Origin of the sequence: Rahnella aceris (assembly GCF_011684115.1) — a bacterium.
Taxonomy (GTDB): Bacteria; Pseudomonadota; Gammaproteobacteria; order Enterobacterales; family Enterobacteriaceae; genus Rahnella; species Rahnella aceris.
This window is the reverse complement of sequence record NZ_JAADJV010000001.1, coordinates 1,573,784-1,588,078: the sequence shown is the minus strand read 5'-3', so window position 1 is coordinate 1,588,078 and position 14,295 is coordinate 1,573,784. Positions and strand designations below refer to the sequence as shown.

The 14,295-nt window shown below is 58.0% G+C and carries 9 protein-coding genes; all 9 read left to right on the top strand.

Annotation, left to right across the window (positions count from 1 at the left end; translation table 11 throughout):
• The first annotated feature begins 62 nt into the window (after positions 1 to 62).
• Complete coding sequence (locus GW591_RS07090) at positions 63 to 1,634, top strand: cobalamin adenosyltransferase (RefSeq protein ID WP_166860411.1); 1,572 nt, start codon at positions 63 to 65, stop codon at positions 1,632 to 1,634.
• On the top strand, positions 1,631 to 1,897 hold the full coding sequence (locus GW591_RS07085) for a YkgJ family cysteine cluster protein (RefSeq protein WP_013575700.1): 267 nt from the start codon (positions 1,631 to 1,633) through the stop codon (positions 1,895 to 1,897). Before GW591_RS07090 ends, GW591_RS07085 begins: the two co-directional genes overlap by 4 nt.
• A gap of 100 nt (positions 1,898 to 1,997) precedes the next feature.
• Complete coding sequence (locus GW591_RS07080; protein WP_013575699.1) at positions 1,998 to 3,215, top strand: nitrate regulatory protein; 1,218 nt, start codon at positions 1,998 to 2,000, stop codon at positions 3,213 to 3,215.
• A gap of 281 nt (positions 3,216 to 3,496) precedes the next feature.
• Positions 3,497 to 4,759 carry a CmpA/NrtA family ABC transporter substrate-binding protein gene (locus GW591_RS07075; protein ID WP_013575698.1) on the top strand — a complete coding sequence of 421 codons (1,263 nt, stop codon included), beginning with the start codon at positions 3,497 to 3,499 and terminating at the stop codon, positions 4,757 to 4,759.
• Positions 4,760 to 4,771: 12 nt separating this feature from the next.
• Positions 4,772 to 5,686: a nitrate ABC transporter permease gene (gene ntrB / locus GW591_RS07070; protein ID WP_112152400.1), complete on the top strand. Its 915-nt coding sequence runs from the start codon at positions 4,772 to 4,774 to the stop codon at positions 5,684 to 5,686.
• A 9-nt stretch (positions 5,687 to 5,695) separates the two neighbouring features.
• Positions 5,696 to 6,493 (top strand): ABC transporter ATP-binding protein, encoded by a 798-nt coding sequence (locus GW591_RS07065; RefSeq protein ID WP_013575696.1) that lies wholly within the window; start codon positions 5,696 to 5,698, stop codon positions 6,491 to 6,493.
• A 22-nt stretch (positions 6,494 to 6,515) separates the two neighbouring features.
• Positions 6,516 to 10,691, top strand: a complete 4,176-nt coding sequence (gene nirB / locus GW591_RS07060; protein ID WP_166860409.1) for a nitrite reductase large subunit NirB — start codon at positions 6,516 to 6,518, stop codon at positions 10,689 to 10,691.
• Complete coding sequence (locus tag GW591_RS07055; RefSeq protein WP_166860407.1) at positions 10,688 to 13,360, top strand: nitrate reductase; 2,673 nt, start codon at positions 10,688 to 10,690, stop codon at positions 13,358 to 13,360. Before nirB ends, GW591_RS07055 begins: the two co-directional genes overlap by 4 nt.
• 26 nt (positions 13,361 to 13,386) lie before the next feature.
• Positions 13,387 to 14,244: a uroporphyrinogen-III C-methyltransferase gene (gene cobA / locus GW591_RS07050; RefSeq protein WP_404814845.1), complete on the top strand. Its 858-nt coding sequence runs from the start codon at positions 13,387 to 13,389 to the stop codon at positions 14,242 to 14,244.
• Positions 14,245 to 14,295 lie beyond the last annotated feature (51 nt).

Below are 14,295 nucleotides of genomic sequence, written 5' to 3'. Positions count from 1 at the left end.
ACCGGGCCTGCGTGCCCGGTATTTTTCAGAGTGGCTATTTATACAACAGGTGGCATTATCCTATGGCGACGCAGGAAATAGATTGGGGAAAGGAATTACATGAGACTGTGGTGAAAAGTCTCGCAACATCATTTGGCCTTGATTTTCTGCTGCTTAAAGATCAGGACGGCGGTGATGTTAATACGATTCAAAATGTCCGAAAGGGGATTTACGCTACTGAAGAAGAACGCACGCGGTATGAAAACCGTGCAGCCTATGATCCTGATGTCTACCATCAACATGCAAACTATAAAAAAAACAACGCCAGCGTCAGTGCGCAGCGCAAAGCCGGGACATTAACGGACAGCTACACGGGCGAAACGCTAAAGCCCAATGACAAGGTGCATCTTGACCATATTATTGCCGCCAACGAAATTCATCATGATGCAGGTCGGATCTTGTCAGAACTGAACGGAGCCGATCTGGCCAATGATGACAGCAATCTGACGCCGACCGGAGCAACGCTAAACACCTCTAAAAAAGCACAGCCGATGTCGGATTTCGTGAAAAAATTGCAAAAGGAATATCAGGTTAATCAGCAGGAAATCGCGACCTTAAAAAGTCAGCCGGTGCTGACGGAGAAACAGCAGAAGCGTCTGCAAAGTCTGGAAAACAAGTCTAAAGCAGATTTTGAACGGATGCAGAAAGCAGATGAAAAAGCACGGGGGCGTTATGAATCAGAAGTCAACCTCAGCTATTACACCAGCAGCAAATTTGCCCTGAATGTCGCCAGTGCGTCGTTATCAACCGGATTGCGGATGGGAAGCCGTCAGATGCTGGGGCTTATCCTCGCAGAGGTCTGGTTTGAAGTTCACGAACGCATCCCTTCCCTCTATGCCCGCCAGCGTAAACGCTTTGATGCCAGAGAATTCCTGGGTGATATCGGTGAAACATTGGTCGCCGCATGGGAACGGGTAAAAGCAAAATTTCGTGATTTTCTCACGGCCTTTAAAGACGGCGTATTGGGTGGCGTGCTGTCGGCTATCACCACGACGTTGTTTAACATTGTTTTCACTACGAAAAAGATGCTGGTCAGATTGATCCGCGAGATGTGGAATAATCTGGTTCAGGCATTCAAAATCATGGTGTTCAATCCGGATAATCTGCCGCCAGGCCAGCAGGCCAAAGCGGCGAGTCGCGTGATAGCCGCGGGAATTGCCGTCGTAACGGGTGCGCTGATTAATGAATATCTGGCGAGCGTATTTCTGTTCCCGTTCGGCCCTGAACTTGCTGCATTTTGCAGCGCACTGGCGACGGGGATCCTCACGCTGACCATGAATTATTTTCTGGAAAGCAGTGCTCTGATGCAAAAACTATGGGCATTCCTCGACAGATTCAAGGATAAATATCAGAAAGCGGTAGACTATTTCCAGAATGTGAATGCGGAGCTTGATCGTTATATTCTGGAATTAACCCGGATTGAGTTTGCTATGGATGCGGATGAACTTGCCGCATTTACCGGACATTTAGGGTTGATCAATGATGAAATTTGCCGCGGATTGCTGCTGAAAGCAGAGGCGGAGAAACGCAATATCAGCCTGCCTTTTGAGGCCGGAAATGCACAATCCACCCGAAGCTGGCTGAGTTCTTTATGAGTCTGACGCCATCTTTTCCCTGTAATCAGTGCGGTGCCTGTTGCCGCCATGTTCATCGGGCAGAGGAAACGCGCTATCTCGATCGCGGTGACGGTGCCTGCCGTCACTACGATGATACCCGCCGCCAATGTAAGGTTTATGACCAGCGCCCGCTGATATGTCAGGTCGAAAAACAGTTTTTACTGAATTATCAGCAGCAATATAGCTGGCCTGAATTTATAGAACTCAACCAGATAGCCTGCCGCGTACTTGAGACGTTGTAATCATCAATACGCGCGGGGACAGGCTACCTGCACCGGTATTTCATCTCCGGCACACTTCTTGCTTAACCTGATCAACCTCTGTCTGATATCAGGTTCCTCTATGTCCCTTTCTGCCCTTAGTTTCGTACTGGCATCGAAAAAAAGTGAAATCATCTGCCTGCAACAACTGCTGGAGATGGGCAAGCTGGTCGGCGCGGTCAGCCAGCTGATCCATGTGCTGCAACGTGAGCGGGGCACGGCGAACATCTATTTATGTTCGCACGGCGAACTGTGGGCGGAACAACTGAGTGAGCGGGCGTTACAGGTCCAGATGGCGGAACAGGCGGTGGACCAGCAGTTGCTTGCGCGGGATCTTAACGGACAGAGCATGGGCAATGCGCCGCGTCTGTTCAGCCGTATCGCTGCCGTCTTACACAGCCTCAGCACATTGCCGGTGCTGCGCCGTCAGGTGCGGGCGCTGGATATCAGCCAGCCGGAAGCCATGCGTCAGTACAGCGAGGTTATCCGCACGCACCTGGCGCTGGTATTTGAAGCCGCCGATATTTCGGGTGACCCGTCCATTTCACGGGCGTTACTGGCGATGTTTAGCTTTATGCAGGGTAAGGAACTGGCCGGACAGGAGCGTGCATCAGGCGCTGCAGGGTTTGCCGCGCGGCACTTCGATGACGTGACGCATCAGTTGCTTTTAGATCTGATCGAAGGTCAGGAGCGGTGTTTTCAAACCTTCAGGGAATTTGCCGATGTCCGCTGTCTGGCGCTGTGGCAGCAACAACTGAGCGCCGACAGCAGCGAGTTCGAGCGCCTGCGCCGGATTGCCTGCACCCGAACCACCCCGGCAGATGACGGCCCGGATGCTGCGCTGCGCTGGTTTGAGGTGACCACCGTGCGTATTGACGGCATGAAAGTGGTGGAAGATTTACTGGAAGACATTCTGATGGAGTGCTGCCGTGAGCGGATCCGCGAAGCGCAGGCGTCGCTTGCCCTTCAGCAGCAAGATATCGGAGAAATGCCGCAGCAGGAGTCGCATTATTCGGCGCTGATGCCGCCGCAGCTCAGCCGTTGCGTACTGGAGCTGGTCGAGCAGCAATCCCGTCAGTTACAGGCGCTCGATGCCGAACTGGCCGGGCTTCGCGCCACGCTGGCTGAGCGAAAACTGGTGGAACGCGCCAAAGGGTTGCTCATGCAACACCACGGCCTGACCGAACCGCAGGCGCATAAAACTCTGCGTGATATGGCGATGAACCAGAACAAGAAGCTGTCGGAGATTGCCGAAGCGATGCTTGCGGTATCGGCTGTATTAGGGAAGAAAGGCGACTAATCCCTAAGGAGTATCTGCACTGTCCGTGTGCCATTGTGATGTGCACTGCGTGCTGTGGCGGTGCACCAGGCGGTCAGGCGAGTGCGGGAAATGCGCTAACCGGCTGATTTTATTGCGATGCGCGAAGTTGGCATACAAGCTGCATTGTTTTACAACATAAGGACTAAACCAATGGCGGTTTAGTCAGGATTACGGATAAAGGCGTCCGTCAGCGTTCAGGAAACTGAGCGCTGACAGGACGCTTTTTTTTTGCTCATTTTTCAACATTACAGGAAGCCGCAATGACGCAAGACGATAAAAAAACTCCGGGGCAATTCTCCCGCCGCCGCTTTATTGCCGGCAGTGCGGTGCTGGGCGGCAGCATGATGATGCCGGGCTTTATGAACAGCGTCTGGGCGGCCGGTTCAGATGCGCCCGAGAAAAAAGAAATCCGCGTCGGGTTTATTCCGCTGACCGATTGTTCGTCCGTGGTGATGGCGGCAGTGAAAAAGTTTGATGAGAAGTACGGCATCAAAATTATCCCCAGCAAGGAATCAAGCTGGGCGTCGGTACGCGACAAACTGGTGTCCGGTGAACTTGATGCCGCGCATGTGCTTTACGGGCTGGTGTATGGCCTGCAACTGGGCGTGTCCGGCCCGCAGCATGACATGGCGATGTTGATGTCGCTCAACAATAACGGGCAGGCGATCACGCTTTCAAATCAGCTGAAACAGGCCGGTGTCACCGATGCGGCTTCGCTGAAAAAAATGGTCGATGCCAGCGCCAAAGGCACCTACACCTTTGCGCAGACATTCCCCACCGGCACGCATGCCATGTGGCTGTATTACTGGCTGGCGAACGCCGGTATTCACCCGTTTAACGATGTGCGCAACGTGGTCGTACCGCCGCCGCAAATGGTGGTGAACATGAAGATCGGCAACATGAGCGGTTACTGCGTCGGTGAACCCTGGAACCAGCGCGCCATACAGGACGATATCGGTTTCACCGCCGCCACGTCACAGGAGATCTGGCCGGATCATCCGGAAAAAATTCTCGGAACGACGTCAGCCTGGGTCGCGGCCAATCCGAATGCCGCCCGTGCGCTGACCGCCGCCGTGCTTGATGCCTCACGCTGGATTGACACCTCCGATGCCAACCGTACCGAAACCGCGCAGGTCGTCGCCGCACGCGCCTACATCAATACGCCGGTGGCAACGATTCAGGGGCGGATGCTCGGTGATTACGAAAACGGACTGGGCAAAAAGTGGAAAGACACCCACAGCATGCGCTTCTTCAACGACGGCGCAGTCAACTACCCGTATCTCTCCGACGGCATGTGGTTCCTGACCCAGCACAAACGCTGGGGATTGCTGGACAAAGATCCGGACTATCTGGCGGTGGCCAAAAAAATCAACCGCATTGACGTCTACAAACAGGCGGCGACGGCGGTCGGCGGCATCAACCTGCCGTCCGGGGATATGCGCAGCAGCACGCTGATGGACGGGAAAGTCTGGGACGGCAGTAATCCTGCTGAATACGCCAACAGTTTTGCCATGAAACGCTAAGTGAGGTCGCCGATGTCCATGAATTCAAAACCTAATGTTATCGCGCTGACCGAGCCGGTGAGTGCAGAAATTGTACCGATCGCCCCGGTAACGCAGAACGCCGCGCTGCCGGTCCGCGCCGCCAAAACGGCTTATCTCGCCCGGTTGCGCGTGGTGATGCACCGCGTGTTGCAAAAAGCCATTCCGGCATTGCTGGGCGCCATCGTCGTGATCGCACTGTGGCAGATTGCCGCGCTCAGCAGTAAAGGGTTTCCGACGCCGCTGAAAACCTGGGAAGCGGCCAAAGTGATTTTCGCCGATCCGTTTTACATCGCCGGACCGAACGACATGGGCATTGGCTGGAACGTACTGGCATCGCTCAAACGTGTGGCGATGGGCTTCGGGCTGGCGGCACTGATCGGCATTCCTGCCGGATTCCTGATCGGGCGTTTCAGTTTTATCGCCAGCATGCTCAATCCGATCATTTCATTGCTGCGGCCGGTCAGTCCGCTGGCGTGGTTACCCATCGGTTTACTGCTGTTCCAGCGCGCGGAACCCGCCTCGGCGTGGACCATTTTTATCTGCTCGATCTGGCCGATGATCCTCAATACGGCTGAGGGCGTAATGCGTATTCCGCAGGACTATCTCAACGTCGCGCGGGTGCTGAAACTCAGCGAATTCACTGTAATGCGTAAGATCCTGTTTCCGGCGGTACTGCCTTACATCCTCACCGGTGTGCGGCTGTCGATTGGTATCGCCTGGCTGGTGATTGTTGCCGCCGAAATGCTCACCGGCGGTGTCGGGATTGGTTTCTGGATCTGGAACGAATGGAACAACCTCAACGTGGAAAACATCATTATCGCCATCCTGCTGATTGGCGTGGTGGGCATGGTGCTGGAGCAGGGGCTGATGGCCATTGCCCGCCGATTCAGTTACGACAACCGTTAGGAGCCTGAGATGAAAAACGACAAAGCCATTATCCGCGTGCAGAACGTCAGCCAGAGTTTCCCGACCGCGAAAGGGCAGTTTCTGGCGCTCGACAACGTCAGCTTTGATATTGCGCAGGGCGAAACGGTCAGCCTGATTGGTCATTCAGGTTGCGGAAAATCCACCTTACTGAATCTGATTGCCGGGCTGAGTCGCCCGACGGAAGGCGTGTTGCTGTGTGATAACCAGGAAATCACCGGCCCCGGCCCGGAACGCGGCGTGGTGTTTCAGAACCATTCACTGCTGCCGTGGCTGACCACTTTTGAGAACGTGGCGCTGGCGGTGAATCAGGTATTTAAAGGGGTGATGAGTAAAAGTGAAATGCGTGACTGGATTTCGCACAACCTCGACCTGGTGCACATGGGGCATGCGGCTGACAAACGTCCGGGTGAGATTTCCGGCGGAATGAAACAGCGGGTGGGCATCGCCCGTGCGCTGGCGATGAAACCGAAAGTGTTGCTGATGGATGAACCTTTCGGCGCGCTCGATGCGTTAACCCGTGCACATTTGCAGGATGCGGTGATGGAGATTCAGTCGCGCCTGAAAACCACGATTTTGCTGATCACACACGACGTGGACGAAGCGGTATTGCTTTCAGATCGCGTAATGATGATGACCAACGGCCCGGCAGCGAAAGTCGGCGACGTGTTGCAGGTAGAACTGGCGCGTCCGCGCTCACGGCTGGCGCTGGCGAACGATCACCTGTTCCACCAGTACCGTCAGCAGGTGCTGCAGTTCCTGTATGAAAAACACCGGTCAGTTGCCTGATTCAGCAGGCGGGATAAGCACAATGGATAAACCCACCTTGATAGTGATTGGCAACGGAATGGCGGGCGTGCGGCTGGTGGAACGGCTGTGCGAGCGTGCGCCGGAGCGTTACCGCATTGTGATCATCGGCGAAGAAAAACAGCCTGCGTATAACCGCATTCTGCTCACGCCGGTGCTCGCCGGTGAAAAACAGTTCGATGACATCGTGACCCATGATGCGCAGTGGTACAAACGTCACAACGTCACGTTTATCGCCGGTGCGGCGGCGACAGAAATTGACCGCACTGCCCGCAGGGTGCGGGCTGGCGGGCAGATGTTTGACTATCACCATCTGGTGCTCGCCACCGGTTCGCGGCCTTTTATGCTGCCGGTGCCGGGCGCACAACTGCGCGGTATTCACGGTTTCCGTCAGCAGCAGGATGTGGAAAACATCCTCAGCGGAGATTACGCCGGACAACCGGTCGTGGTGGTGGGCGGCGGTGTATTAGGCGTGGAAGCCGCTGCCGCACTGGCGTTGCGGGGTATGCAGGTCAGCCTGTTGCATCGCGGCAACCATCTGATGGACAGCCAGCTCGATGAACATAGTGCAGAACTGCTTCGCGCCAGCCTCGCCACGCGCGGCATTACGACCCTTTTACAGGCGCAGACCGTGGCCTATGCCGGTGACCCCGCCGGGAATGTACGGGCGGTGAGGCTCAGCGACGGGCGTGAAATTCCCGCGCAACGCGTGGTGGTAGCCGCCGGTGTCCGGCCCGAGATTGCCCTGGCGCAGTCCGCCGGACTGGACTGTGATCGCGGCATTCTGGTCAGCGACATGCTGCAAACCTCCGACCCGGCTATTTCGGCCATCGGCGAATGTTGTCAGCAGGGGGAACTGACCGCCGGTCTGGTCGCGCCGTGCTGGCAACAGGCTGAGGCGCTGGCGGCCCGTCTGGCCGGTGCACCGGTGGTCTCTCCGGTGATGCACAGGGTGCCGCTGCGCCTGAAAGTGACCGGCATTGACGTGTTCTGTGCCGGTGAACTGCACGGCGGCGACGGCGCACAAATTCACACGGTATCTGACCCGGTTGACGGTCATTACCGCCGCCTGTTGCTGCGTGATAACCGGCTCACCGGCGTGTTGCTGTGGGGTGATATCAGCGACGGACCGGAATATTTCGCCCGCATCAGCCATCCCGCCAACTGCCAGACGCCATTGAGCATATTCAGCCCCGGCGATGAACCGGCTATTAAATCAGAACAGTTACCCGCCGAGGTAACGAGGAGCACTGCAATGTCGAAACCCGTATTAGTCATGGCCGGACACGGCATGGTTGGTCATCATTTTCTGCAACAACTGGTCGAGCGTGAACTGCATCTGCAATATCAGGTAATTGTGTTTGCGGAAGAAAAATCACCGGCCTACGACCGGGTGCATTTGTCCGAGTTTTTCTCCGGTCGCAGTGCGGAGTCGCTGTCGGTCGTAGAAGAGGGTTTCTTTGCGTCGACCGGCATTGAACTGCGCCTCGGGCACAGCATCGGTCATATCGATACCCGTCACCGTTTTGTGGTCGATCATCAGGGGCGGCAGACGGCTTACGATTTGCTGGTGCTGGCGACCGGTTCTTATCCGTTTGTCCCGCCAATTCCGGGCAACGATGCGCCGGGCTGCCTGGTTTACCGCACGCTGGACGATCTGGCGGCGATTCAGGCCTGCGCTGCCACCGGCAAAACCGGTGTGGTGGTGGGGGGCGGTTTGCTGGGGCTGGAAGCCGCAAACGCCCTGAAACATCTCGGGCTGCAAACGCATGTGGTGGAATTCGCGCCACGTCTGATGGGCGTTCAGCTTGATGAAGGCGGTGCGGCGATGCTGCGCCGTAAAATTGAAGCGCTGGATGTGCAGGTCCATACCGGCAAAGAAACCCGCGCTATCGTGGCCGGAGAAGCCAGTCGTTATCGCATGGAGTTTGCCGACGGCGGTCATCTCGAGACTGATCTGGTGCTGTTCTCCGCCGGTATCCGCCCGCGGGATCAGCTGGCAAAAGAGTGCGGGCTGGAGGTCGGGCCGCGTGGCGGTATCGTGATTAACGATCAGTGTCGTACCTCTGATCCGGCCATTTTTGCTATCGGTGAATGTGCCTTGTGGAACGGGCAGATTTTCGGTCTGGTCGCCCCCGGCTACCAGATGGCGCGCACGCTGGCCGATACGCTTTCCGGCAGCGAGGTGGCGTTTAAAGGCGCGGACATGAGCACCAAACTGAAACTGCTGGGCGTAGAAGTGGCCTCAGTCGGCGATGCGCATGGCCGCACGCCGGGCAGTCAGAGTTATAGCTGGGTCGACGGTCCGGCGGAAGTGTACAAAAAAATCGTGGTCTCGCAGGACGGCAAACGCCTGCTCGGCGCGGTGCTGGTCGGCGACAGCAACGAATACAGCACGCTTTTGCAGATGATGCTTAACGATATGCCGCTGCCCGCCAGTCCGGAAAACCTGATCCTGCCCGCCAGCGCCGGTGCAGCGCCACAAACGCTGGGCGTCGCGGCATTGCCGGACGGTGCGCAAATCTGTTCCTGCCATAACGTCAGCAAATCAGATATCTGTGACGCGGTGAAGGGCGGTTGCGGCGATATGGCGGCGGTCAAAGCCTGCACTAAGGCGGCGACAGGTTGCGGCGGCTGTGCAGCGCTGACCAAACAGGTGATGGAATTCGCACTCACCGAAATGGGCGTTGAAGTGAAAAAAGACGTCTGCGAGCACTTTGCTTATTCCCGTCAGGAAATTTATCACCTGGTGCGCATGGGCAATATCCGCAGCTTTGCCGAACTGATTCAGAAACACGGTCACGGCAGCGGCTGTGAAATCTGCAAGCCGCTGGCGGGATCCATTCTGGCGTCCTGCTGGAACGATTACCTGCTCAAACCGCAGCATTTGCCGTTGCAGGACACCAACGATCGTTATTTCGCCAATATTCAAAAAGACGGTACCTATTCCGTGGTGCCGCGCATTCCGGCTGGTGAAATCACGCCTGACGGGCTGATCGCCATCGGTCTGGTCGCCAAACGCTACAACCTCTACACTAAAATTACCGGCGGGCAACGGGTGGATTTATTCGGCGCCCGCCTCGAACAACTGCCGGAAATCTGGCAGCAACTGGTGGACGCCGGTTTTGAAACCGGTCATGCCTACGGCAAATCGCTGCGCACGGTGAAATCCTGTGTCGGCTCAAGCTGGTGCCGCTACGGTGTACAGGATTCCACCGGCCTGGCGCTGCAACTGGAGAACCGCTACAAGGGGCTGCGCTCCCCGCACAAAATCAAAATGGCGGTCTCGGGTTGTACCCGTGAATGCGCCGAAGCACAAAGCAAAGACGTGGGCGTGATTGCCACCGAAAAGGGCTGGAACCTGTACGTGTGCGGCAACGGCGGCATGAAACCGCGCCACGCTGATTTACTGGCGCAGGACATGAGCACGGAAGATCTGATCCGCACCGTAGACCGCTTTCTTATGTTTTACATCCGTACCGCTGACCGCCTGCAACGTACCAGCACCTGGATGGATAATCTCGAGGGCGGCATGGATTACCTGCGTCAGGTGGTGCTGGAAGACAGTCTGCACATCGGCGCAGAACTGGAAAGTGAGATGAACGCGGTGGTCGGCACGTACCAGTGCGAATGGCAAACCACGCTGGCAGATCCGGACCGGCTGGCGCTGTTCCGTCCGTTCGTCAACAGCAGCGAGCCGGATGAAGCGGTGGTGATGGTGACGGAGCGACAGCAGGTTCGCCCCGCGACGTCGCAGGAACGCGCCGGTATTTCCGTCAGCGCCGTTTCTCAGCCGGTGATGGCGGTGCAGGGCTGGGTGGAGCTGTGCGATCTCAGCGCCATTCCGGCCAATGCCGGTATGGCGGCGCGGCTGGCTAACCGGCAGATTGCGCTGTTCCATTTGCCGGAGCATCCGCAGCAGGTTTTCGCGCTGAGTAACCATGAGCCGGACAGCGACGCTAATGTGCTGGCACGCGGGCTGGTGGGCGATGTGAAAGGCGAGCCGGTGGTGATTTCGCCGCTGTACAAACAACGTTTCCGTTTACACGACGGGCGCAGCCTGGACGACGCGCAACTGGCGCTGAGTGTCTGGCCGGTGAAAGTCGAAAATGGCCGTGTCTGGGTGCAGGAACAGCCGGGGGTGAAAACCGCCGAAACCATTGCGACGGTCAGCGTATGAAAAGACCTCCGGCAACAGCACCGGCGCTGACCACCTGCGCTTACTGCGGCGTGGGATGTGGCGTCAGCATGGAACCGCAGACCGGGGGTTTCAGCGCCCGTGGTGATAAAACGCATCCGGCTAATCACGGACGACTGTGCGTAAAAGGCAGCGCGCTGGGAGAAACGCTGGGGTTGCAGGGGCGGTTGTTACAGCCGGAAATCGACCGCCAGCCGGTAAGCTGGACGCGGGCGCTTGATACGGTCGCGCAGCGGTTACAGGCGGTGATCGACGAACAGGGTCCGCAGGCTGTGGCGTTTTACGGTTCCGGCCAGTTGCTGACTGAAGATTATTATGTCGCCAATAAACTGATGAAAGGCTTTATCGGCGCGGGAAATATGGATACCAATTCGCGGCTGTGCATGGCCTCTGCCGTGGTGGGTTACAAACGCGCGTTCGGGGCCGACGCGGTGCCGTGCAGTTATCAGGATCTGGAACGGGCCGACTGCGTCTTGCTGACCGGTTCGAATACGGCATGGGCACATCCGGTGGTGTATCAGCGGCTGGCGCAGGCCAAAAAGGACCGGCCGGAGATGCGCATTATTGTTATCGATCCGCGCCAGACCGCCACCTGTGATATCGCCGATTTGCACCTGGCGTTACGCCCCGGCAGTGACGCGGCGCTGTTCTGCGGTGCGCTGAACGCGATGGCGGAGAGCGGAAAACTCGACACCGCTTTCCTGCAACACCATACACAGGGGGCTGAAGACGCGTTGCGGGCGGCGCGGGACTGGACAGTGGCGCGTACCGCCGCGTATTGCGGATTACCTGTGGATCAGTTGCTGGCGTTTTATCAGATGTTGGGCGACAGCCAGCGGCTGGTGACGCTGTATTCGATGGGGATCAATCAGTCCGGTTCCGGCGTGGATAAATGCAACGCCATTATTAACCTGCATCTGGCGACCGGCCATATCGGGCGCGAGGGGTGCGGACCGTTTTCAATCACTGGCCAGCCGAACGCGATGGGCGGACGGGAAGTCGGCGGACTGGCGAATCAGCTGGCGTCGCACATGGGCTTTACGCCGGAAGATATCAGCCGCGTGGGGCGGTTCTGGCAGAGTGACAACGTCACACAATCAGCCGGGCTGAACGCCGTGGAGTTGTTCCGCGCGGTGGAAGAAGGCCGGATAAAAGCGGTGTGGATCATGGGCACCAATCCGCTGGTGTCGCTGCCGGATGCCGACCGGGTACGGGCCGGACTGGCGCGCTGCCCGCTGGTGATCGTCTCCGACATTATGCGCGACACCGATACCACCCGTGCCGCGCATATCTGCCTGCCCGCGCTGGGCTGGGGCGAGAAAAACGGTACCGTGACCAATTCTGAACGTTGTATTTCACGCCAGCGGGCGTTTCTGCCTGCACCGGGTGAGGCGAAACCGGACTGGTGGATCCTCAGTCAGGTCGCGCAGCGTTTAGGGTTTGCAGAGGCATTTTCGTATCAACATCCGGCAGAGATTTTCCGCGAACATGCTGCGCTTTCCGGTTTTGAAAATCACGGTTCGCGGGCGTTTGATATCAGCGGGCTGGCGCAGCTTTCGGATGAGGAGTGGGACACCCTGCAGCCTGTGCAGTGGCCGGTGAATGCCGCCAATCCGCAGGGCACGGCGCGGCTGTTTACGGATAACCGGTTCTTTCACCCTGACGGCAAAGCGAAACTGATCGCCATCACGCCAAGGCTGCCGGTAAATTCGCCGAATGCGGCGTATCCGCTGATCATGAATACCGGCAGGGTCCGCGACCAGTGGCACACGATGACGCGCACCGGTAAGTCAGCGCGTCTGATGCAGCACATCAGCGAGCCGTTTTGTCAGTTTCATCCCGATGACGGGCCGCAGATCCAGCCCGGTGATCTGGTACGCGTTGCCTCCTCGCACGGCTGGTTGTTGCTGCGCGCCCAACCCGACAATCTGCAACCGCGCGGCAGCGTGTTTGTGCCGATGCACTGGAACAGCCGGTTCAGCCAGCAGGCGCGGGTCGATGCACTGATTGAAGCGCATGTTGATCCGCTGTCGGGACAGCCGGAAAGCAAACATATGCCGGTCAGCCTGAGCCGCTGGCCTGCCGCGTGGCAGGCCGAACTGTTTGTGCGTGGTGAAAATATTACGCCACCGGTGACCACTTACTGGAGCCTGATCACCCAGCCGGGTGTGACCCACTTTACGCTGGCCGACTCTTCGCTACCGGCAGACTGGATGGCGTGGCTGAAGGAATCTTACGCCACGGACAACCTGCTCTGCCAGACCGCGCAACTGGGCGATGACGGTTTCAGCCTGCTGGCCTGGTCTGACGGCGCGTTACAACTGGCGTTCTATGCCCGCCGCAGGCCGCCGTCACCCGACCGGCAGGCGGTGCTGGCGGCATTCACCACACCGCCGCACACGGCGCAACAGCGTCTGGCGTTGCTGGCAGGCCGTGCAGACCGTGATAAAGCGCCCGCCGGTGCCATCATTTGTAGCTGTTATTCCGTGGGGGAAATCCCGATCACTGAAGCCGTCCACCAGGGATGTCACAGCGTGCAACAGCTTGGCGAAAAACTCAAATGCGGCACAAATTGCGGCTCATGCATTCCTGAACTCAAAAAAATCATTGCCGGTCAGCTCGCCACGCTGACGGCGGGAGACAGCCAATGAACAACATTCCCGAAAGAACATTACAGATGCAGCAGATCGCGCAAATTCTGGCGGGTGCCAACCGGCGTAATCCGGTGTGTCGCGGTGAAGTCTGGCTGGTCGGCGCGGGGCCGGGGGATGTCGAGCTGCTGACCCTGAAAGCGCTGCGCGTGATCCAGCAGGCGGATGTGGTGGTGTTTGACCGGCTGGTGTCTGAGCCGGTGATGGCGCTGATCCCGGACGAGGCGCTGCGCATTGATGCCGGTAAATCGACGCGCAATCACACGCTGGGACAGGAAGAAATTAATCAGTTGCTGGTCAGTCTGGCGCTGGCCGGGCATCGCGTGGTGCGCCTCAAAGGGGGGGATCCGTTTGTGTTCGGTCGCGGCGGCGAGGAGATGGCACATTGCCAGCAGCACGGCGTAATGTGCCACATCGTGCCCGGCATCACAGCGGCGATGGGGTGTGCGGCATCCACGGGTATTCCGCTGACCCACCGCAGTCTGGCGCAGTCAGTGCGGTTTGTGACAGGTCACGGGGCACAGGGGGAGCCGGATGTTGACTGGCGGGCGCTGGCCGAAGCGCGTCAGACGCTGGTGTTTTATATGGGCATTGCCAACAGCGAAACCATCAGCCACCAGCTGATGGCGCATGGCTTACCGGGGACGACCCCGGTGGCAGTCATTGAGCGCGGCACCCGGCCGGAACAGCGGGTGCTGACCGGCAGGCTGGAAACACTGGCAGACATGATCCTTACCGGACAGGTGCAAACGCCTGCGCTGCTGATTGTCGGTGAGGTGGTGGGGATGTACCGGGGAGAGGGGCAACGTCAAGACCGTGGGTTGCCACCCACACCGGCCCAAAGGGTTTTAACCGAACCTCTTTGCAGTCCTGCGTTTTTTTAACTGCGCGCTAACGCTGGCTGGCTATGCTTCAGTTACCGCAGTGACAGGCTG